Raw genomic sequence first — 20,356 nt, 5'->3', positions numbered from 1 at the left:
GGGGCGCACACCACTTTCAATGTCGGTGTGCTATTGGTCTAGAAGGGAACAGAGGCCCTGTAAAGCTGTATCAGAGCTGAAACAGTGTAAATTTGACGGCAATCGGATGAGCGGTTTTTTGTGACGGTTTATTGGCGATTCGCGCTTATAAAAGTATTGGCGGGGCAGGGCTGAGCGTCCGCCGCAGCCCGTGCAGGAGGCCCCGCGCGAGGCCGTTGCAGCGGGCTGGAAGCGCCTGTGGCCGGGGCTTCGTCGTCCCTGGCTGGTGCTGGCGGCGCTGCTGTCGGTTCTGTTGTGGCGCGACGACCACCTGTTCCCCTTGCCCTTGCCGAAAGACGAGCCGGTGCGGGGTGGCACTGCTGGTTCGTCAATGGTCAGCCGCTGGGCGACGCGGCCGAGGCCGACTTCAACCACGCCTCCAGCCGCAGTGGCCGTTACCCGCTCAGTGCGGGTGACCAGGCGTTGTCTGACGCGTTCGCCGTCCTGCTGAACTATCTTCTATCCCCAGCGAGTGGCACGATGCTATCAGAGGCCTGCGGCTAGGGGAGTGGTGACTTTGCCGGGTAAATTCGCGATTGCCGGTTTTTTCGTCTGTCTGCGTCTGCGTCTGCTGGCTTGCATGCTGGTGCTGATCAGCCCCATGGCGGCGGCCGAGCCGCCGGTGTTGCGGATCGATGGCAGCCAGTCGGCCATCGATTTGCAGCCCTACATCCGCTATCTGCGTGACCCGACGGGCAGTCTGCAGATCGAGCAGGTTGTGCAGCGGGCCGAGCAATTTCGCTCGGCCAGTGAGCGCCGCGATCTGAATTTCGGCTATACCCACGATCACCTCTGGTTGAGCTTCGATCTGGTCTCCACGGCAGACGAACTCAGCGATTGGCTGATCGAGATGCGCTACTCCTCGCTCGATCGGGTCAGCCTCTACAGCGTCGGCGCGGACGGCATCCAGGTTCAGCATTCCGGCGACACCCTGGCTTACGGCGAGCGCAGCATCGGTCACCGCAACCCGCTGTTCGCCCTGCGTCTGGCGCCCGGCGAGCAGCGCAGGCTGTTCATCCGTGCTCATTCCGAGGGCAGCCTGACCCTGGGCAGCCAGTTATGGCCAGCGGCGGACTTCCAGCAACACAGCCAGAAGGGCTATGTGGTGCTGGCCCTGTATTTCGGCGCAGTACTGGCATTGGGCAGCTATAACCTGTTGCTGTTCGCGGTGTTGCGCGAGCGCTCGTTCATTCTGTATGTGTGTTTTGTCGCCAGCTTCGGGGTCGGCGTACTGGCCATCAACGGCCTGGGCGCCCAATACCTGTGGCCCAATCTGGGCACGTTGGGCAATCGCCTGCTGCCCCTTGCACTCAGCCTGGCGGCCACGCTTGGGGTGCTGTTTGCCCGGGCGTTTCTGGATACCGCACGGCGCGCGCCAAGGCTCGACCGTTGCCTGTGCGTGTGGGCCGGTCTGGCGGCGCTGGCGACCCTGGCCACGCTGGCGATCGAGGTGCAGCGAGCGCTGCAGTTGATGTCCATTGCCGGCCTGATCACCACCGTGGTGCTGCTGGTCAGCGGGTTGATCTGTGTGGCCAGGCGCGTCCCCGGGGCGCGGATCTTCGTCCTGGCCTGGCTGGCGCTGCTGATCGGCGGCACCCTGTTGGCGCTGCGTAATTTCGGTCTGATCCCGTCCAATTTCGTCACCGTCAACGCCATGCAGATTGGCTCGGCGATGGAGATGTTGCTGCTCTCGCTGGGGCTGGCGGCGCGCTTCAATCAGCTCAAACGGCTGCAGGAAGAGGCGCAGAAGCAGGCGCTGGCCGCCGCGCTGGAGCAGGAAAAGGTACTGGAGCAGCGGGTTGCCGAGCGCACCGATGCGCTCGCCGAAGCCAATGCCCGGCTGGAAGCGCAGGCCATGCAGGATCCGCTGACCGGGCTGGGTAATCGGACCGCCCTGGCCAACCATCTACAGCAGGCCATGTTGCGCACCAGACGGCGCGGCGAGTTGCTGGCGCTGGTGTTGATCGATCTGGATGGCTTCAAGGACATCAACGACGAGTGGGGACATGCGGTCGGCGATCGGGTGTTGATCGAGGTTGCCGCGCGGCTGCAGGCGTTTGCCCGGGGCAGCGACCTGGTCGCCCGGCTGGGCGGCGATGAATTCATTCTGCTCAGCGAAGGCATCCATGAGCGACAGGAAGTCCTGGTGCTGGCGCAGCGCCTGCTGCACGTCATCGGTTTGCCGGTGGTGCTCGAGGAGCAACGTGTCAGCGTTGGCGCCAGTATCGGCATCAGTTTCAGCGACGGTATCGCGCCGGATAGCGAAACCCTGATGCGTCAGGCCGATCAGGCCATGTATCAACGCAAGCGCAGCGGCAAGCAGGGGGTGGTGCTGTATTCGTCATGAGTTGGCTGTTCGTCCGGTTGTGGTTGTGGGTGCTCGATAAACCTCTGATAGCTGTCACAATCTGAAAAATTGTGCACAATGCTGTATTCGATTTATCGGTTAATTCACAACAATAATAGTGGCGGGCTTTCCATGCACCTCTGGCAGCGCAGCGTTCAATGGCAACTGATCCTCGGCATGGGCGCGGCGTTGCTCGCCAGCATCCTGATCGTGGTGGGCATCTATTCGGCGCTGGTCAATCGCCTGACCGAGCACTATCTGGTGGAGGAGGCGCTGCCGGCTCGGCTGTCGTCGATCCGCAACGACCTGGAGCGGGTGCTTGGCGCACCGATCACCGCGAATGCCGGGATCGCCGAAAACAGCCTGGTTGAGGATTGGCTTGCGGCGGGGGAGGACGACGCCCGGCGCGGTGAATTCGCCCGTTACCTGGCTGGCGTGCGCGCCCAGCAGAATGCCTTGACTACCTCGATTGTCGCGCTGCACAGCGGCCACTACACCACCGGCGACGGGTTGGTGCGCACCCTCAAGCGCAATCAGGCGGAAAACCAGTGGTTCTTCACGCTGGTCGACAGCAAGCGCGACCGGGTGCTGGAAATCGATATCGACAAGACCACCCGCCAGCCAACCCTGTTCATCAATCAGCGGATCGAGCGCGATGGCCAGACCCTGGGGGTTGCCGGGCTGGGTTACAGCCTCGAGGCCATGTCGAAGATGATCGGCGACTTTCGTTTCGGCGAGCAAGGCCGGGTGTTTCTGGTCGATGGCCAGGGCGCGGTGAAGATCCATCCGCGGGCCGAACTGAACGGCAGCGCACAGCTGCGCGAGCTGTTCGGCGCCGGCCCGGCGCAGGAGCTGCTCGGCGGCGCCAGCACCGCGGTGCGCTTCGAGCGCGAGGGGCAAACCTACCTGGCCGTGGTGCAAAAACTCGCCAGCCTGGACTGGCTGCTGGTCAGCGAGGTGCCGGAGGCGGAAATCTATGCCGAGGCGAGGCAGGCGTTGTGGCTGACCAGTTTGAGCGGCATCGGCGTGGCGCTGCTGTTCCTCGGCCTGGTGGTGCTGCTGGCACGCGGTCTGGTGCGGCCGATTCGCCAGGTGACCTCGGCGTTGCTCGAGATCGGCAGTGGCGGCGGCGACCTGACCCGCAGCCTGGACGAGTCGCGCTCCGATGAGTTGGGCGATCTGGCGCGTGGCTTCAACCGCTTTGTCGGCAGTCAGCGCGAGCTGATCGGCGCAGTGCTGGCCACCAGCGAGCGGCTGCACACTGCGGTCGGCCAGGTCACGCAGGTGGTGGAGAGCACTGCCGGGCGCGCCGGCCAGCAGCAGGAAATGACCGAGATGGTCGCCACCGCAGTGCATGAAATGGGCCTGACCGTGCAGGAGATCGCAGCTAATGCGAGCAGCGCCGCACAGGCTTCGCACAGCGCGCGCGACGAGGCACAGCAGGCGCGTCAGGTGGTCGGTCAGTCGATCGGGCATATCCAGCGTATGTCGGCGGACATCGGCGAGGCGGCCGCGGCGGTCGGCGAGCTGGCCGAGCAGGTCGCATCGATCGATCAGGTGTTGGCGGTGATTCGCGGAATTTCCGAACAGACCAACCTGCTGGCGCTGAATGCCGCCATCGAAGCGGCGCGGGCCGGCGAGCTGGGCCGCGGCTTCGCCGTGGTCGCCGATGAGGTACGCACCCTGGCCAGCCGCACCCAGGGTTCGACCGACGAGATCCAGCAGATGATCCAGCGTCTCAAGCAGGGCGCGGACACCGCGGTCAGCTCCATGCACGCCGGCCAGGCGGCCACCGGCACCGGGGTCGAGGCCAGCCAGCGCACCGGCCAGTCGCTCGGCGCGATCGCCGTTCAGGTGGAGAGGATCAGCGACATGAACACCCAGGTGGCGACGGCGACCGAGGAGCAGGCGGCGGTGACCGAGGAGATCAACCGTAACGTCCAGGGCATCGCCGACCTGGCGCAGGCCACCGCCGGCGAGGTGCGCAGTTGTCGCGAAGACTGCCAGGCCCTGAGTGGCCTGGCCGCCGACCTGGCCCGGCAGATGGGCCGTTTCCGGCTGTAGGGCGTCCGCCGGCCGGCAGACCCTGGCGCGACACAACGCTGAACCCGCGTCGCTGACCCAGGGTCGAATCGACTAGAGTTTAAGCGAGGCCCGCCCACCGTTGTTCGTCCACCTGCCGCCGAGGTCGCCGTCCATGTCTCAGGAGTCGCTGGTTCCCGCCGCAAAAGTGGCGGCCTTTCGCACCGCCGTGTTGGCCAAGCTCACCTATGCGGTGGGCAAGGATCCCGAGCACGCCTTCGACCACGACTGGTTCGAGGCCATCGCCCTGGCCGCCCGCGATCATCTGGTGGACCAGTGGATGGACCACACCCGGCAGGTCTACCGCGAGGGGCAGAAGCGGGTGTACTACCTGTCGCTGGAGTTTCTCATCGGCCGCTTGTTGATCGACAACCTCAGCAACCTGGGCCTGCTGGAGGTGGCGCGCGCGGCCTTGGCGGAGCTGGGGGTGGACCTCGAGCGGATCCGCACCCTGGAGCCGGATGCCGCCTTGGGCAACGGCGGCCTCGGCCGCCTGGCCGCCTGCTATATGGAGAGCATGTCGACCCTCGGCGTGGCCGCGCATGGCTACGGCATCCGCTACGAACACGGGCTGTTCCGCCAGCAGATCGTCGATGGCTGGCAGCAGGAGCAGGCCGAGAACTGGCTGGAGTTCGGTAATCCCTGGGAGTTCGAGCGGCCCGAGGTGAACTACCCGATTGGTTTCTGCGGCGCGGTGAGGACGCAGGTGGATGGGCAGGGGGTCGTCCGCCAGACCTGGGAGCCGGGCGAGACGGTGCGTGCCATCGCTTACGACACGCCGATCGTCGGTTGGCGCGGGGCCAGCGTGAATACCCTGCGCCTGTGGCGTGCGCGGGCCGAGGAGAACCTGCATCTGGAACGCTTCCATGCCGGTGATCACGTAGGCGCTGTGGTCGAGGTGGCGCGCGCCGAAAGCATCTCGCGGGTGCTCTATCCGACCGACAGCAGCCCGGCCGGTCAGGAATTGCGCCTGCGCCAGGAATTCTTCTTCGTCTCCGCCTCGCTGCAGGATCTGTTGCGCCGTCATCTGGCGCAGCACGGCAGCCTGCTCACGCTGCCCGAGCAGGCGGCGATCCAGCTCAACGACACCCACCCGGCGATTGCCGTGGCCGAGCTGATGCGCTTGCTGCTGGACGAGCACGACCTGCCCTGGGAGCAGGCCTGGACGCTGACCACCGGCACGCTCGCCTACACCAACCACACCCTGCTGCCCGAGGCGCTGGAAACCTGGGCGGTGGCGCTGATGGAGCGCCTGCTGCCACGCCACATGCAGATCATCTACCTGATCAATGCTCGGCATATCGATGCCTTGCGCGGGCAGGGCATCCACGATTTCGGGCTGCTGCGGGCCGTCTCGCTGATCGAGGAGGAACAGGGGCGGCGCGTGCGCATGGGCAACCTGGCCTTCCTCGGCTGCCACAGCGTCAACGGCGTCTCGGCGCTGCACACCCAGCTGATGCGCAACACCGTGTTCGCCGAGCTGCACCGGCTGTACCCGACGCGGATCAACAACAAGACCAACGGCATCACCTTTCGTCGCTGGTTGTACCAGGCCAATCCGCGTCTGACCGAGTTGCTGGTCGAAGCCGGCGGTGTGGAGCTGCTGGATGCGCCGCAAACCCGCTTGCGGGATATCGAGCCCTATGCCGACAAGGCCTCCTTCTGCAAGCGCTTCGCCGCGCAGCGGCGGCACAACAAGGAGGCCCTGGTCGCGCTGGTGCGCGAGCGCCTGGGGATCGCCATCGACCCCGATGCGCTGTTCGACGTGCAGGTCAAGCGTATCCACGAGTACAAGCGCCAGCTGCTCAACCTGCTGCACACCGTGGCGCTGTACCAGGCGATACGCACCGATCCGAGTACCGACTGGGTGCCACGGGTGAAGATCTTCGCCGGCAAGGCGGCGACCAACTACCGGCAGGCCAAGCTGATCATCAAACTGACCAACGACATCGCCCGCACGGTCAACGCCGACCCCACGGTGCGTGGGTTGCTGAAGGTGGTCTTCATTCCCAACTACAACGTTACCCTGGCGGAGAGCATCATCCCGGCGGCCGACCTGTCCGAACAGATATCCACCGCCGGCCTGGAGGCCTCGGGCACCGGCAACATGAAGTTCGCTCTCAACGGCGCCCTGACCATAGGCACCCTGGACGGCGCCAACGTGGAGATGCGCGAATGGATCGGCGACGAGCACATGTTCATCTTCGGCCTCACCGCGCGCCAGGTGGAGGCGCGCCAGCGCGCCGGCGACCTCAATGCCGAGGCGACCATTGCCGCCTCGCCGCGGCTTTCCGAGGCGCTGCTGGCGATTCGCAGCGGGGTATTTTCGCCGGACGAGCCGACCCGCTATGCCGGCCTGGTGGACGGCCTGCGCGGGCATGACTACTTCATGGTCTGCGCCGATTTCGATGCCTACTGGGATCGCCAGCGCCTGGTCGATGCGCATTGGCGCACGCCCAAGCAGTGGTGGCGCTCGGCGGTGCTGAACACCGCGCGCATGGGCTGGTTCTCGGCCGACCGTGCCATCCGCGAGTACGCCAGCGATATCTGGCGGGTGCTGGACTGAGAGGCTCCCAGGAGCCTGGACGAGCATGTGAACCTTTGTAGGTTGGGCCGGGCCGCGCAGGCCGGGCCGCGCAGGCTGAGCGCCGCGAAGCCCAACGGGTTGGTTTTGTTGGGCTTCGTTCCTCAGCGCCAACCTACTATTTGCTGTCGACGGCCATTCGCTGACAGCCTCCTAGGCCAGTTCGAGCCGGTTGCGGCCCCTGGCCTTGGCCCGATAGAGGGCGTCGTCGACCCGTTTGTAGAAGGTTTCCGCCGAGTCGTCGCACAGTGGCAGGAAGTGGCCGATGCCGAGGCTGCAGGTCAGTGGCAGCTCCTGTACTTGCGCCTGTACGTTCAGGGGCTGCTCGACCAGCGAGACGCGAAAGCGCTCGGCCAGCGGGATGGCCTGCTCCAGCGCGGTGTCGGGCATCAGCACGGCGAACTCCTCGCCGCCCAGGCGCAGCAGGATATCGCTGTCGCGACGAAACACCTGGCGCATGCGTTCGGCGAAGGCCTGCAGGCAGAGGTCGCCGGTACGGTGGCCATACCGGTCGTTGACCGTCTTGAAATAATCGATATCCAGCAGAACCATTACCAGCTGGTTGTTCTGTCGGCGCGCGTTGGCCAGCCAGGCAGGCAGCAGGGCGTTGAACTGATAACGATTGCCCAGTTCGGTCAGGGCGTCGGTGCGACTCAACCGGTCCAGCTGTTCGCCGTGCTGCAGCAGGCGCAGTTCGCGTTCGAGGCCGATGCGGTACTCGCGGTTCCAGCGATAGAGGAACAGACCCAGATAGCCCAGGTAGACCACCAATGCCACGGATTCGCCGATATCGCCGATGCCCAGGTGGAACTTGACCGCCGTGCTGGGCAGGTAGGTCAGCAGGATGGCCAGCGTGCACCGGCCCATGCGCATCGGGAAGGTAAACGCCAGAGCCGTGGCGAACACCACCGCGATGAGCATGGTCAGCAGGTGCGAGGCGGCTATCTCGGGGAGCAACTGCAGGCCCGCCAGCATCAGGCCCCAGGTCAGCGACTGGAGGAGGATGGTGAGCCAGTGCAGATCCAGCCAGTGCTGCAGTTGCGCCGGGTCGAGCTCTGCGGATGGGCGATGGCGGCTGCGCAGGGCGAAAAACAGCAGCAGCAACAGACTGCCGCCGCCCCACGCCCAGAGGTTCTTCCAGGGCTCGCTGCTGGTAAACCAGAGCAATCCCCAGGCGAGCAGGTAGTAATAGCCGGCAAACCTGGAGCGGACATGGGTGTCGCTTGCCTCCCGCCACAAACTGAGGCGGGTGCTGGGGGCCGCAGGCTCAGGTTTCATCGGCGCCGTACTCGCAAAGGTACGATTTCAGCCTAGTCGAACGATGGCTATTCGCCTTTGCCGATCCCGCGGTCATTGCACCGGGAAAAATGCTCGGTGATCGCTCAGCGGTTGTGAACATATCGAGCGCCGTCGCGAGGCGCTTGGGCTGCAGCAGTACACGAGCGTTTTTTCACAAGCGCTCAGCAACTATCGTGCGAAACGTGAGCGGCAATCGAGGCGCAAGCTCTGCGATACCCCAGGGTGGGTGAGCGGTAAGTTGCACTCGAACCGAGCCAGGGTATTCGCACCGCGTAACCCACCATTGCGCCCGCAGCCATTCAGCGCTGTGGGGGGCCGCGTGCGGCGGGTTAAGGCGCGCGCTGAACAGTTGCCGAACCTGGCGGCGATGGGTATCGCTGCGCTCAACCTACGCGGCCCGACCCCTCCTGCGTTCGGGTCGCCACTCCAGAATGCCCAACCCCTTGGTCAGTAGTGGCGCCGAAGCAAGCGGGTCATCGTCAGGCCAGGACCAGGCAATTGCGGCCTGCGCCCTTGGCCTGGTAGAGCGCATCGTCGACGCGCTTGAAGAAGGCTTCGGCGTTGTCGTCGCGCTGCGGATCGAAGCAGCCGACGCCGAGGCTGGCGGTCAGTGGCAGGCTGTTGCCTTGCACGTCGAAGCCTTGTCGGCTGAGTTCCAGGCGAAAGCTCTCAGCCAGCAGGCAGGCTTGTTCCAGTGTGGTATTGGGCATCAGTACGCCGAACTCCTCGCCGCCCAGGCGCAGCAGGGCATCGCTGCCGCGGCGGAATACCTGACGCATGCGTTCGGCAAAGGCGCTGAGGCAGGCGTCGCCGCAGGCATGGCCGTGTTGATCGTTGATGCGCTTGAAGAAGTCGATGTCCAGCAGTACCAGCGACATCGGATCGCGCTGGCGTTGGGCGCTGGCGACCATCACCGGAAACAGGCTGTTGAACTGATAGCGATTGCCCAGTTGGGTCAGGCTGTCGGTGCGGATGAGTTGTTCCAGGCGGTGCTGTTGTTCCAGCAGCTCGAGTTCGAGCGCCAGGGTGTTGCGGTACTCGCGGTGACTGCGGTTGAGCGCCAGGACCAGGTAGCTCAGGTAGAAGGCCAAGGTGATCAGGATCGCCTGCTGTTCGTGCCAATCCACGGCCAGTGTGGCCAGGCCGGGTAGATAGAGCAGGAGCAGGGCGACGATGGCGCGGCCCTTGCGCATCGAGAAATTGAAGGCCACCGCCGTGCTGAAGGCGATGGTGCTGAGGGTGGCGATCAGCCGGGAGCTCGCGAATGCCGGGTCGTTGAGGGCCCAGGCATGCACCAGGCCCCAGGCCAGCGCAGTGAGCAGGACCAAGCCCCAATGGCGGTCGATCCAGCTGCGCAGCGCTTGCGGCGTCTCCTGCGCGGGCAGGCGATGGAGCAGGCGCAGCGCGAGCAGCAGGGCGAACAAGGCGACCCCGGCGAGCCCCCAGGCCAGCAGGTCTGCTGGGGCATCGCTAAACAGCCAGGTCAGCAACCACGCCAGCAGGTAATAGATACCGCCCAGGCGTGTGCGGATACGCGTGTCCTGGGCTTCGCGCCAGAGCACGAAGGCCTGGGGCTCACGGGGTACATCGAGGTTGCTCATAGTGTGTGATCACAAAAACGGCTGGGCCCGGCCATAGTGCGTCAGTCCGGCCTGGAGCGCCACTTTGCCATCATCACGCGAGTCGCCCGGTGCTGGGCGACGCGTTCTGCCCTAGCGCAGGATCAGCAGCGGGCTGACGCTGGAGCGCAGCAGCTGGCTGGTGGTGCTGCCGACCAGGAACTGGCGAATCCGCGAGTGGCCGTAGGCGCCCATGGCCAGCAGGTCGATGCCGTGCTCGGCCTGGTAGGCGTGCAGGGTCGGCTCGACCTCGCCGGCGCGGATCGCCAGGTGCACCGCGCTGGCCGAACCCTGCAGCACCCGCTCGGCGGCCTTGAGCTGTTCCCAGGCGTCGCTGGTGTCGGCGCCGACCATCAGCAGGTGACACGGCAGGCCCTTGAACAACGGGCTGGCGGCGATCATCTCGATGCCTTTGCGCGCCGTGGCGCTGCCGTCGTAGGCGAACAGGTAGCTCTGCGGCGCCTTGAATTCGCCGCAGCTGACCAGGATCGGCCGCTGCAGGGTGCGGATGACGTTCTCCAGGTGGCTGCCGACCAGTTGGCTGAGGTTGTCGCTGGTTTCGCCCTGGCGGCCGATCACCAGCAGGCGGATGTCCTGCTGCAATTCGGCGAGGCTCTCGACCAGGTCGCCATGCCGCTGGCGCAGCTGGGCATCGCTGACGCCGGCCGCGCTGGCGCGGGCCTTGGCCGCTTCGAGCAGATGATGGCCCTGCTCCAGGGCCAGCTTGCTGCGCTTCTCGTCGAGCGCCGCCAGTTCATCCAGCAGGTGTTCGCGGCTGCCCAGGCCGATGGTGCCGCTGAGGTCGCTTGGCTGCGGGTACTGCACCTGATCCAGGACATGCAGGAAGCACAGCGGTGCGCCAAGGCGCTGGCTGGCCCAGGCGGCATAGTCGCAGACGCCGGTGGCGGATTGCGAACCATCGATACAAGCCATTACGTGGGTCATGTCGTGCTCCTTGTTAGTGGCCCATCAGTTGATCGACGGCATCGGGTTTGTCATGTACGCCGAAGCGGTCGACGATGGTGGCGCTGGCTTCGTTGAGGCCGAGCACCTCGACGTCGGTGCCTTCGCGGCGCAGCTTGAGCACCACCTTGTCCAGGGCAGCGACGGCGGTGATGTCCCAGAAGTGTGCGCGGGACAGATCGATGATCACCTTGTCGACGGCTTCCTTGAAGTCGAAGGCAGAGACGAATTTGTCGGCAGAGCTGAAGAACACTTGGCCCACTACAGTGTAGGTGCGTCGAGTACCCGCGTTGTCGGCCGCGGAGTCGATATAGAGGAAGTGGCCGATCTTGTTGGCGAAGAACATCGCCGCCAGCAGCACGCCGACGAACACGCCATAGGCCAGGTTGTGCGTGAAGACGGTGACCGCCACCGTGGCGAGCATGACGATATTGGTCGACAGCGGGAACTGCTTGAGGTTACGGATCGAGTCCCAGCTGAAGGTGCCGATCGACACCATGATCATCACCGCCACCAGCGCGGCCATGGGGATTTGCCGGACCCAGTCGCTGAGGAACACCACCATCAGCAACAACACGCTGCCGGCGACCAGGCAGGACAGGCGGCCACGGCCGCCGGATTTCACGTTGATCACCGACTGGCCGATCATCGCGCAACCGGCCATGCCGCCGAGCAGGCCGGAGGCGATGTTGGCCACGCCCTGACCCTTGCATTCGCGGTTCTTGTCGCTGCTGGTGTCGGTCAGGTCGTCGATGATTGTGGCGGTCATCATCGACTCCAGCAGGCCGACCACGGCCAGGGCGGCGGCGTAGGGGAAGATGATCGCCAGGGTCTCGAAGGTCAGGGGCACGTCCGGCCAGAGGAAGATCGGCAGGGTGTCGGGCAGCTCGCCCATGTCGCCGACGGTACGGATGTCCAGGCCGAAATACATGGCTACGGCGGTCATCGAGAGGATGCACACCAGCGGCGAGGGGATCAGCTGGCCGAGTTTCGGCACATAGGGGAACAGGTAGATGATGCCCAGCCCCGCGGCGGTCATGGCGTAGACGTGCCAAGTGACGCCGGTCAGCTCCGGCAGCTGGGCCATGAAGATCAGGATTGCCAGGGCGTTGACGAAGCCGGTGACCACCGAGCGCGAGACGAAGCGCATCAGCGAGCCGAGCTTGAGGTAGCCCGCGCCGATCTGCAGCACGCCGGTCAGCAGGGTGGCGGCCAGCAGGTATTCCAGGCCGTGGTTTTTCACCAGGGTCACCATCAGCAGGGCCATGGCCCCGGTGGCGGCGCTGATCATGCCCGGGCGGCCGCCGACGAAGGCGATCACCACGGCGATGCAGAAGGAGGCGTAGAGACCGACCTTGGGGTCGACCCCGGCGATGATCGAGAAGGCGATGGCTTCCGGGATCAAGGCCAGCGCCACCACCAGACCGGCGAGCACGTCGCCGCGGACATTAAAAAACCAGGTGTTCTTCAGACTTTGCAGCATGGCGTATTCCAAAAGGGCTGGGTTCCGCAGGCGCGCGCAAGTGCCGGGCGGACTGGGTGAAGGCGGATTGAACAATAAAACAGGCGCATGACCGAACGGCGCTCGGTTAGGCAAGGGCGCACAGCCGCGCGACCGGGAAACCGGCGAGGCTATGCAGGAGGGGGCGTAACGCTAAGGCGGCTTAGGCAGCCAGCGCAATGGTTGGGCCAGTGTCATGACGACCTGTCTCTATCCATATAGGCAAAAAGGTCGCGCACCTTAACACAGTCAGGTGGGGCGCACAGCCCGCGCGGGTGATCTGCGGCGCGCGGCTGAACTTGGCCGGCCGCGCATGATCGAATACGTGCGCCGAACTGGTGCGGGGTTTCGATTCTGTGCGTTCGCGTGCTGAACGCTGCTGAGCTGCGCGGATTGCAACAATCGCGGGACAGACTGCCTTTGCCCATCTGTCCGCGAGAGTGACTGTCGATGATGTCAACTGCCAAGGGGATGCTAGGACGGCTGCCTGTTTTAAGCTCATGGACATGGGCGCTGTTGTTGATCCTGCTGACCCTGGCCTATCAAGTGCGTAGCCTGCACCTGGATGACCGCCTGTATTTCTGGATCCAGACCTCCTGGCACGAAACCGAGTGGGAGAAGCGCAGCCTGTGGCTACCGGAGTACTGGGTGCGAATCGACGCCAAGTCCGTGCCGGGGGTCAGCGATAACCTCTCCGGCTTGACCTATGACGAGCGCCGCGACCAGCTCTGGGCGGTGGTCAACAACCCGGAAGAGCTGCTTGCCCTGAGCACGGAGGGGGAGCTGCTGGCGCGCTATCCGCTCAGTGGTTTCAGCGATGTGGAAGGCATCACCTACCTGGGCGACAACCTGTTGCTGCTGGCCGAGGAGCGCAACCAGGCGCTGGTGGTGGTCAAGGTGCCGGAGCGGTCCGGCGCCTTGTTTCGCGAGGATTACCGGGCACTGACCCTGGGTATCGAAGCGGGCGGCAACCAGGGCTTCGAGGGCGCCGGCTATGACCGGGCCGGCGATCGGCTGTTCGTGGTCAAGGAGCACTCACCGCGCAAGCTCTACGAAATCCGCGGGCTGAAAGCGAGTATTGAGGGCGACTTCAACCTCGAAGTGATCGACCGCGAGGCCTGGATCGAAAATGTCTTCGCCACCGATCTGTCCTCGGTGCACTACGACCCGCGCACCGGCCACTTGGCCCTGCTCAGCGACGAGTCGAAGGTGCTGGTGGAACTCGATGGCAAGGGCAAGCTGATCAGCTTCCGCTCGCTGCTCGGCGGTTTCGCCGGCCTGCAGGACAGCGTGCCCCAGGGCGAGGGCATGACCTTCGACGATCGCGGCAACCTCTATCTGGTCAGCGAACCCAACCTGTTCTATCGCTTCGAGCGCCATTAGCGCAGCAATGCGAGCGGGTGGCAAATGGTGCGCACAAAGCGCAGCCCGTAGCCCGAATAAGCGCCAGCGCAATCCGGGAGCGCTCTTGCCGCGCTCAACTCCGCCGGATCAACCAGATCCCCGCGACTATCAGCAGCAAGCCGCCGATCTTGCCGAGGCTGATCGGCGCTTCGCGAAAGCCGGCCCAGCCGAAGTGATCCAGGGTCAGGGCCATGCCCAACTGGCCGGCGAGCACCAGCGCCATCAGCAGCAGGGCACCGATGCGCGGTCCGGCGAAGGCGGCGACGAAGATGAAGAAGGCGCCGAGCAGGCCGCCGCTCCAATGCCACCAGGTCAGGCCCTTGAGGGCACTGAGGCTGGGCGCTTCGCGCTGGACCAGGACCATCAATAGCAGCGCCAGGCTACCGACCAGGAAGGAAATCAAGGCGGCGCTGAGGGTGCTGGACACCTGCTTGGCCAGTTGGCCGTTGATCCCCGCTTGCAACGGCAGGCAGGCGCCGGCAACGAACGGCAGGGCGAGTAACCACCAGATTGGCGCGGGCATTGCGGCATCTCCATTGGCGCGAGGCCGGCGATTATGCCGCAATGTCTGTCTGCTCGGTCAGCTCTTTGGCACTGCTGCTATGGCCACTGCATCTCGCCCTTGAGCACCTTGGCGCTCAATTCGAGGCTGCTGGCGTCGAGCAAGGCCGGGTACTGGGCTTTCATTGCCGCGATCAGGCTCTGGCTGTCCTTGGCTTTCGGCAACTCGGCTTCCAGGGTCAGCAGGTAGTCGCGGGTGAAGCGCAGGTCGTCGAGGTTCAGCTTGGCCTGGCCCAGGTAATGACCGGGGATCAGTGCGGTCGGTTGCAGGGCTTCGAGTTGGTCGAGGGCCTTGAGCCAGGACTGACGAGCCTCGACGGTCTGCGCATCAGCGATCCAGGGGTGGATGTTGGCGTAGGTGAGCACCCCGCCGACCACGGTTTTGATGCTGGGGATCCACAGGCTGGTGTGCTTGAGGTCGTGGCCGATCAACTGCAGGCTTTGCCCTTCCAGGGTCAGGTTATCGCCTTGCAGAGCTTGCGGCACCAGGGTGCGCTGCGGTGCGCTGTCCTTGAGGATCGGTCCCCAATACGCCAATTTTAGCGCGCGGGTTTTCTCGATATAGGCGACCGTCTCTGGCGTGGCCAGCACCTTGGCCTCGGGGTAGGCGCGGGTCAGGGTGTCGAGACCGAAGTAAAAATCCGGATCGCCGTGGCTGATAAAGATGGTGGTCAGGGTTTTACCGCTGGCCTGGATGCGCTCGACCAGCTCCTGGGCTTCGCGGGTGGAAAACTGCGCATCGATCAAGATCGCTTCGCGCTCGCCGCTGATCAGCGTCGACGTGACCGGGAAGATGGCACTTTCGCCGGGGTTGTACACCTCGACGCTGAGCGGTTGCGCCAGGGCGGCGCTGGCGCCGGCGAGCAAAGCGGCGCCGGCGACGAGTTGGCGAACGATACGGGTAGTGGACATGCTGACCTCCGTTTGAGTGGTGGAGGGATATTAGTTGCTTTAAATGGTGCAAAAAGCCCCTTAAGCTGTGCATGTTTATTGCGTATATCGAGCGAATAATGGATCGGCTGACGGCAACCCGGGTATTTGTCGAAGTGGTGGACAGGGGCAGCCAAACCGCGGCGGCCGAGGCGCTGGAGATGTCGCGGGCGATGGTCTCGCGCTATCTCGCCGAGCTGGAAAGCTGGGTCGGCGCGCGTCTGTTGCACCGCAGCACGCGCAAACTGAGCCTGACTGGCATCGGCGAACAACTGTTGCCGCAGTGCCGGGAAATGCTCGCGGTGGCCGAAACCATGCAAGGCATCAGTTCGGGCAGCGACCTCGCCCCACGCGGCAACCTGCGTATCGCCTGCAGCCAATCCTTCGCCCAGGCCTGGCTGGTGCACCAGCTCAACGCATTCATCGGCCGGTACCCGCAGGTCGGTTTCGACCTGCTGATCGACAGTCAGGCGGTCAATCTGGTCGAGGCGCGAGTCGACCTGGCGCTGCGCATCACCAATCAACTCGACCCCAACCTGATCGCCCGCCAACTCGCGGTATGCCGCTCGGCGGTGTGCGCCACCCCGGCCTATCTCAAACGCCACGGCACGCCGCAGCAGCCCGCGGACCTGGCCCAGCACAACTGCCTGAGCTACGCCTATTTCGGCCGCAGCATCTGGGAGTTCCAGCGCGACGGCGAGCCTTTCGCCGTCTCCGTCGGCGGCAACCTCAGCGCCAACGAATCCATGGTCCTGCTGGAGGCCACGCTGGCCGATGCGGGCATCAGCCTGCAGCCGCTCTACTCGGTCAGCGCGCTGCTGCGTTCGGGGGCGCTGGTGCAGCTGCTGCCCGACTACCAGCCGCAGGAGCTGGGAATCCATGCGCTCTACGGCAGTCGCCGGCAAATGCCGCCGGCACTTCGCGCCTTGCTGGATTTTCTGCTCGAGCGGCTTGCCGCGAAGCCGGACTGGGATCGCTGAGCGGCTTACAGCGCTTTATCGAACTGCAGCAGCGCCACCCGAGCGCCATGGGGATCGCGGCGTTCGACCAGGCCGCTGAGCCGATAGCCGTGCTTGGGGTAGAGCAGCAGCCCGGCGCTGTTGGCGTTGAAGCAGGACACCTGCATGCGCGTGGCCTTGTAGTGGTCGCGCGCCAGCTGCTCCATCACCGTCAGCAGGTAGCCCGCCACGCCCTGGCCGCGTGCCCAGGGCGCGACCATCAGGTTGCCGAGGGCGCAGAAGTCGCCGTACTGCCACTGGTAGAAATTGGCGAAACCGGCGACCTGGTCATTCAGCAGCACCACGGTGCTGTCGCGGCGCTCGGCCATGGCCGCGGCCAACTGACCGACGCTCAGCGGCCAGTCGGCCTTCGGATAGCTGAAAAACAGCTCCTGGGCGTTCTGCGGGAATTCGACGATGGCCGACAGATCGGCGGCGCTGGCGGGACGGTGGGTCAGCAGGGCGGTTTGTGTCATCGGACATCCTTGTTAGGGCATAAGATTCATTCGAGTAGGTTGCTTGGTCGCCGAATAAGCCTGGGCGTAATCCGGGAGCGCTCCCCGGATTACGCTGGAGCTTATCCGGCTACGGTACGCATTCGCTGCGCCGAGGGATCAGCCGGTCAAGCGCTCGGCACTATTTATTAGTGCGGCGGGTATTGGCTGAGGATCTTGGCTACCGTTTCGCGAATCTGCGTACTGCGTTCGCTGGGGTTCGCTTGACTGCCGCGCAGAGTCCGTTCGCCGCTGCCGCGCCAGACCAGCTTGCCGTCCTTGCTGTCGTACAGGTCGATCTGCAGGGTGCCGACCCGGTAATCCAGGGTGCGGGTTTCGCTGTAGACCGGGCCGCCCCAGTAGCCGTGCCAGGGGCCGCCCCAGTAACCGCCGTAATGGCTGGTGACCTGATCCTGGCGCCGATCGACGATCAACCAGGCTTGCACCTCGAGGTCGCCAGTTGCGCCGCCGGGCGCCGGGCGCAGGCCGCGCTGGTCGAGCTGCTCGCCGATCGCGGCGCGGATGCGCTGCTCGGTGAGGTCGCTCTTCAGGCGCGGGTCGTCGGGGCGGTATTGCACGGCCGGCTCCTGCCAGCTCCAGCTGCGGTAGGCGGCAAAGTCGCGGTTCGGGTCGAAGTCACGATCGAGCTGGGTGGTTTGGCAGGCGCCGAGCAACAGCAGCACGGGAATCAGCATCAGATGCAAGCGCATGATCGAACCTCCAGGGTTCTTGGGCGAATGCACGCGGGGGCGTGCGCCAAGAGCCGATGGTTATTGTGTATCAGGTTGGCGGATAATTCTCCAGAGCCCGGCGTAGGGCCGCTCGCAGCGCCTTGCTGCGTTCGGCCTGGCTGCCGTCGCTGAGCATTTCGGCGCTGCCGCGCCACACCAGCTGACCGTCCTGGCCGTCGAACAGGTCGATATTCACCACCAGCACTTCTTCCACATAGGTGCGCGCCAGCGGTGCTCTGCCCCACAGGCCGTAGTCGTGCCAATAGCGGCCATGGCCGTAATAGCCGCCATAGTGATCGGCGACCTGACGAATGCGCCGCTGCAGGCGCATTTCGGTGCTGACTTCGAGGTCGGCGGCGCTGTCAGGCGGTGCCGGGCGCAGGCCGCGCTGATCGAGGGCGTTGCTCAGCGCCTCCTGGACCAGGGCCGAACTGGCCCAGGCGCTACCGGCCGGTTGTTCGCGCCAGGCCCAGTTGCGGTAGCGCGCAAAGTCACGTGCAGGGGCGGGGTAGGCGCTGAGGTCCAGCTGGCTGCCGGCAGGCACGGGGGCCGGCGGCAACGGCCTGGACTGCGCCGTATAAGGGTTGTGGCCCTGACAGGCGGCCAGCAGCAGCACCACCAGCAACAGCAACGGCACAACAGGGTTCATCGATGCCTCCCTTCAGCGCGGTCGGCAGATCCAGTGCAGGTAGCGGCCCATGCCGGCGAAGCTCGGGTGGCGGCGGTAGGCCAGCTCCATTTCCAGCAGGTCGATCAGTTCGGCCTTGGCCTGGAACTCATGGGGCATGTAGTCGTGGAAAACCCTCACCCCACTCTGACTTTCGACCTGCCAATGCGCCTCGAGTTGCGCCGCCAGTTCGCGCGGATCTATAGGTCGCTGCGGTGTCAGGCTCTGTTTTTCCCCGGCGAATTCGGCCTTGCGCAGCTTGCGGAAGTGGCCCTTGAGCAGGTTGCGGTAGATCAGTGCGTCCTTGTTGTAGAAGGCCAGCGACAGCCAGCCGCCGGGCGCGCAGAGCTGGTGCAGCACCGGCAGAATGGCCTGCGGCTGGGCCAGCCATTCGAGCACCGCGTGACAGACCACCAGGTCGTAGGGTTGTTCGAGCTGGCCGAGCAGGTCCTGCCAGGGGGCCTGGATAAAGCTCGCCGGCTGGCCGGCCCCGGCAAAGCGCGCACGGGCACCGGCGAGCATGGGTTCGGCGGGTTCGGCGAGGGTTACCAGGTGGCCGCGCTCGGCCAGCCACAGCGCCATATGGCCGAGGCCCGCGCCGATGTCCAGCACCCGTAGCGGTCGATCCGGCAGGGCTTCGGCGAGGTCGGCCTGGAGCACCGCCAGGCGAATCGCGCCCTTGGCGCCGCCGTAGATCTTCTCGGCGAAGCGCGTCGCCAGTTCATCGAAATGCCGGTCGCTCATGGTGCGAAGCGCCGTTCGCTGTCGGCCAGCTTGGCACGCACCGCCTGCTCCATGTCGATCCCCAGTTCGCTGCACAGCAGCAACAGGTAGAGCAGGATATCGCCCACCTCCTGGCCGGCGTGTTGCAGCTGCTCCGGGGCGAGCTGGCGCGACTGCGCCTCGCTCAGCCACTGGAAGATCTCCACCAGCTCGGCCATCTCCACGCTGGCGGCCATGGCCAGGTTCTTCGGGCTGTGGAATTGCTGCCAGTCGTTGCGGTCGCGGATGGCGTGCAGGCGGGCGGTGAGTTCGGTCAGGTTCATGCGGCTTCCCACGCAGAAGGATGGCGCATTGTCGCTCAAAATCCGTTCAGGATCTCGCGAGCTGCGCCAGACAAGACGCAAGGGTCGACACGAGTGACAGCCAGGCGACCTTCACTGAAGCGCGTCGGCGGCAGGCCGCTGTTCCAAGCCGTTTTCAATGTCATAGGGCGCGACGCGCAGCAGATCGTTGGTGGGTTGAGCTGAATGCCTCCGTTGTTTTGCTCGCGGCAAGGCGCGGCACCGCGGTACGCGTTGTTTCACCGCCTCTCAGATCAACTGCCAGCTGCCCGCCATATGCGCCAACTGGTCCTTGCCGGTGAGGCTCAGTTGACCCTGGGCCGCCGGTTCGCTGGCCTGCAGCCAGAGCGTGCTGGGCAGCAGCACCGGTTTCTGGAAGCGCACCTCGACGCTGTAGCCGGCGTCTGGCAGGTGCTCGCTCAGCGCCGCCAGGCTTCGCGCCTTGTTCCACAGGCCATGGGCGATGGCGCGCGGGAAGCCGAACAGCCGGGCACTGAGGGTGCTGAGATGGATCGGGTTGTAGTCGCCGGCGATGCGCGCGTAGCGCCGGCCGATGTTGGCCGGCGCCTGCCAACTGGCCACCTCGTGCAGCTTTAGGGCGGGTTGCGCTTCGCGCTCGACGGTTGCCCCGTCCAGTTTCAGGGCGCGGCAGAGGATCTGGCTGTCGCCTTCCCAGAGCGGGCCGAGTTGGTCGTGCAGGCGGGTGATCAGGCTGAACACCGCGCCCTTGTCGTGCGGGCGCAGGTTTTCCGTGTGCACGCTGAGGCTGAATGGCCCCAGGCCGGCGAGCGGGCGGATCACCCGGATGCGGTTTGCCAGGTGCACCAGGCCCAGGAGCGGGAAGGGGAAGCGCGGGTCGGTGAGCAGTTGCATCTGCAGCGCGAATGCCAGGATATGCGGATAGGTCGGCGGCAGCAGGGCGCTGTCGGCAAACGCGCAGAGCTGCCGGTAACGGACCAGCTGCGCGGGATCGACGTCGACCTGGCAGCGCAGGCCGTGGCTCGGCAGGTCGCGGCCTTTCACCCCATGGCGCAGCGCGGCGCGCAGGTACAGGCCAGGCAGGGCGGGTGGGG

General features: G+C 65.3%; 17 protein-coding genes and 1 pseudogene. 6 read left to right on the top strand and 12 right to left on the bottom strand.

From position 1 onward, the window contains the following. The first annotated feature begins 556 nt into the window (after nucleotides 1-556). From ABZE94_RS10970 to ABZE94_RS10955, 4 genes and pseudogenes are all read left to right on the top strand, one after another. Complete coding sequence (locus tag ABZE94_RS10970; RefSeq protein WP_372875552.1) at nucleotides 557-2,386, top strand: 7TM diverse intracellular signaling domain-containing protein; 1,830 nt, start codon at nucleotides 557-559, stop codon at nucleotides 2,384-2,386. Nucleotides 2,387-2,464: 78 nt separating this feature from the next. Continuing rightward, nucleotides 2,465-3,586: pseudogene (locus ABZE94_RS10965) on the top strand (cache domain-containing protein); the annotation flags it as partial. Between the two features lie 126 nt (nucleotides 3,587-3,712). Beyond that, entirely contained in the window at nucleotides 3,713-4,450 is a 738-nt protein-coding gene (locus ABZE94_RS10960; protein ID WP_372875553.1) for a methyl-accepting chemotaxis protein, read from the top strand. Nucleotides 4,451-4,583: 133 nt separating this feature from the next. After that, nucleotides 4,584-7,034, top strand: coding sequence for a glycogen/starch/alpha-glucan phosphorylase (locus ABZE94_RS10955; RefSeq protein WP_372875551.1), 2,451 nt, complete (start codon nucleotides 4,584-4,586; stop codon nucleotides 7,032-7,034). Nucleotides 7,035-7,205: 171 nt separating this feature from the next. Here the strand turns inward: ABZE94_RS10955 and ABZE94_RS10950 are convergent, their stop codons facing one another. The 4 genes from ABZE94_RS10950 to ABZE94_RS10935 form a co-directional block, all read right to left on the bottom strand. Continuing rightward, nucleotides 7,206-8,330, bottom strand: coding sequence for a diguanylate cyclase domain-containing protein (locus ABZE94_RS10950; RefSeq protein ID WP_372875550.1), 1,125 nt, complete (start codon nucleotides 8,328-8,330; stop codon nucleotides 7,206-7,208). A gap of 500 nt (nucleotides 8,331-8,830) precedes the next feature. Then, on the bottom strand, nucleotides 8,831-9,952 hold the full coding sequence (locus tag ABZE94_RS10945) for a GGDEF domain-containing protein (protein WP_372875549.1): 1,122 nt from the start codon (nucleotides 9,950-9,952) through the stop codon (nucleotides 8,831-8,833). 111 nt (nucleotides 9,953-10,063) lie between these two features. Beyond that, nucleotides 10,064-10,915 carry a universal stress protein gene (locus ABZE94_RS10940; protein WP_372875548.1) on the bottom strand — a complete coding sequence of 284 codons (852 nt, stop codon included), beginning with the start codon at nucleotides 10,913-10,915 and terminating at the stop codon, nucleotides 10,064-10,066. Between the two features lie 13 nt (nucleotides 10,916-10,928). Then, nucleotides 10,929-12,416 (bottom strand): SulP family inorganic anion transporter, encoded by a 1,488-nt coding sequence (locus tag ABZE94_RS10935; protein ID WP_372875547.1) that lies wholly within the window; start codon nucleotides 12,414-12,416, stop codon nucleotides 10,929-10,931. A gap of 468 nt (nucleotides 12,417-12,884) precedes the next feature. On the opposite strand from ABZE94_RS10935, the gene ABZE94_RS10930 reads away from it, so the two are divergent. Next, nucleotides 12,885-13,817 carry an SdiA-regulated domain-containing protein gene (locus ABZE94_RS10930; RefSeq protein ID WP_372875546.1) on the top strand — a complete coding sequence of 311 codons (933 nt, stop codon included), beginning with the start codon at nucleotides 12,885-12,887 and terminating at the stop codon, nucleotides 13,815-13,817. Nucleotides 13,818-13,911: 94 nt separating this feature from the next. Here the strand turns inward: ABZE94_RS10930 and ABZE94_RS10925 are convergent, their stop codons facing one another. Both ABZE94_RS10925 and ABZE94_RS10920 read right to left on the bottom strand, forming a co-directional pair. Continuing rightward, entirely contained in the window at nucleotides 13,912-14,361 is a 450-nt protein-coding gene (locus tag ABZE94_RS10925) for a DMT family transporter (protein ID WP_372875545.1), read from the bottom strand. Between the two features lie 77 nt (nucleotides 14,362-14,438). Continuing rightward, entirely contained in the window at nucleotides 14,439-15,311 is an 873-nt protein-coding gene (locus ABZE94_RS10920; protein WP_372875544.1) for an MBL fold metallo-hydrolase, read from the bottom strand. 98 nt (nucleotides 15,312-15,409) lie between these two features. On the opposite strand from ABZE94_RS10920, the gene ABZE94_RS10915 reads away from it, so the two are divergent. Next, on the top strand, nucleotides 15,410-16,309 hold the full coding sequence (locus ABZE94_RS10915; RefSeq protein ID WP_372875543.1) for a LysR family transcriptional regulator: 900 nt from the start codon (nucleotides 15,410-15,412) through the stop codon (nucleotides 16,307-16,309). 5 nt (nucleotides 16,310-16,314) lie between these two features. On the opposite strand, the gene ABZE94_RS10910 is transcribed toward ABZE94_RS10915, so the two are convergent. From ABZE94_RS10910 to ABZE94_RS10885, 6 genes are all read right to left on the bottom strand, one after another. Beyond that, complete coding sequence (locus ABZE94_RS10910) at nucleotides 16,315-16,803, bottom strand: N-acetyltransferase family protein (RefSeq protein WP_372875542.1); 489 nt, start codon at nucleotides 16,801-16,803, stop codon at nucleotides 16,315-16,317. Between the two features lie 167 nt (nucleotides 16,804-16,970). After that, nucleotides 16,971-17,531 carry a DUF4136 domain-containing protein gene (locus ABZE94_RS10905; RefSeq protein WP_372875541.1) on the bottom strand — a complete coding sequence of 187 codons (561 nt, stop codon included), beginning with the start codon at nucleotides 17,529-17,531 and terminating at the stop codon, nucleotides 16,971-16,973. 70 nt (nucleotides 17,532-17,601) lie between these two features. Beyond that, on the bottom strand, nucleotides 17,602-18,201 hold the full coding sequence (locus ABZE94_RS10900; RefSeq protein WP_372875540.1) for a DUF4136 domain-containing protein: 600 nt from the start codon (nucleotides 18,199-18,201) through the stop codon (nucleotides 17,602-17,604). Between the two features lie 12 nt (nucleotides 18,202-18,213). Beyond that, on the bottom strand, nucleotides 18,214-18,963 hold the full coding sequence (locus tag ABZE94_RS10895; RefSeq protein WP_372875539.1) for a methyltransferase: 750 nt from the start codon (nucleotides 18,961-18,963) through the stop codon (nucleotides 18,214-18,216). Then, nucleotides 18,960-19,265 (bottom strand): nucleotide pyrophosphohydrolase, encoded by a 306-nt coding sequence (locus tag ABZE94_RS10890; protein WP_372875538.1) that lies wholly within the window; start codon nucleotides 19,263-19,265, stop codon nucleotides 18,960-18,962. Before ABZE94_RS10890 ends, ABZE94_RS10895 begins: the two co-directional genes overlap by 4 nt. Before the next feature lie 267 nt (nucleotides 19,266-19,532). Continuing rightward, on the bottom strand, nucleotides 19,533-20,356 hold an 824-nt coding region (locus ABZE94_RS10885), incomplete at its 5' end, for a MaoC family dehydratase (RefSeq protein ID WP_372875537.1).

This window comes from Pseudomonas sp., assembly GCF_041601375.1.
Classification (GTDB): domain Bacteria; phylum Pseudomonadota; class Gammaproteobacteria; order Pseudomonadales; family Pseudomonadaceae; genus Aquipseudomonas.
This window is presented reverse-complemented; position numbering and strand designations above follow the sequence as displayed.

Bases quoted from the DNA above. Each gene is read 5' to 3' on its own strand.
- ABZE94_RS10960 (WP_372875553.1), top strand. From the start codon at position 3,713: ATGACCGAGATGGTCGCCACCGCAGTGCATGAAATGGGCCTGACCGTG.
- ABZE94_RS10955 (WP_372875551.1), top strand. From the start codon at position 4,584: ATGTCTCAGGAGTCGCTGGTTCCCGCCGCAAAAGTGGCGGCCTTTCGC.
- ABZE94_RS10950 (WP_372875550.1), bottom strand. From the start codon at position 8,330: ATGAAACCTGAGCCTGCGGCCCCCAGCACCCGCCTCAGTTTGTGGCGG.
- ABZE94_RS10945 (WP_372875549.1), bottom strand. From the start codon at position 9,952: ATGAGCAACCTCGATGTACCCCGTGAGCCCCAGGCCTTCGTGCTCTGG.
- ABZE94_RS10940 (WP_372875548.1), bottom strand. From the start codon at position 10,915: ATGACCCACGTAATGGCTTGTATCGATGGTTCGCAATCCGCCACCGGC.
- ABZE94_RS10935 (WP_372875547.1), bottom strand. From the start codon at position 12,416: ATGCTGCAAAGTCTGAAGAACACCTGGTTTTTTAATGTCCGCGGCGAC.
- ABZE94_RS10930 (WP_372875546.1), top strand. From the start codon at position 12,885: ATGATGTCAACTGCCAAGGGGATGCTAGGACGGCTGCCTGTTTTAAGC.
- ABZE94_RS10925 (WP_372875545.1), bottom strand. From the start codon at position 14,361: ATGCCCGCGCCAATCTGGTGGTTACTCGCCCTGCCGTTCGTTGCCGGC.
- ABZE94_RS10920 (WP_372875544.1), bottom strand. From the start codon at position 15,311: ATGTCCACTACCCGTATCGTTCGCCAACTCGTCGCCGGCGCCGCTTTG.
- ABZE94_RS10915 (WP_372875543.1), top strand. From the start codon at position 15,410: ATGGATCGGCTGACGGCAACCCGGGTATTTGTCGAAGTGGTGGACAGG.
- ABZE94_RS10910 (WP_372875542.1), bottom strand. From the start codon at position 16,803: ATGACACAAACCGCCCTGCTGACCCACCGTCCCGCCAGCGCCGCCGAT.
- ABZE94_RS10905 (WP_372875541.1), bottom strand. From the start codon at position 17,531: ATGCGCTTGCATCTGATGCTGATTCCCGTGCTGCTGTTGCTCGGCGCC.
- ABZE94_RS10900 (WP_372875540.1), bottom strand. From the start codon at position 18,201: ATGAACCCTGTTGTGCCGTTGCTGTTGCTGGTGGTGCTGCTGCTGGCC.
- ABZE94_RS10895 (WP_372875539.1), bottom strand. From the start codon at position 18,963: ATGAGCGACCGGCATTTCGATGAACTGGCGACGCGCTTCGCCGAGAAG.
- ABZE94_RS10890 (WP_372875538.1), bottom strand. From the start codon at position 19,265: ATGAACCTGACCGAACTCACCGCCCGCCTGCACGCCATCCGCGACCGC.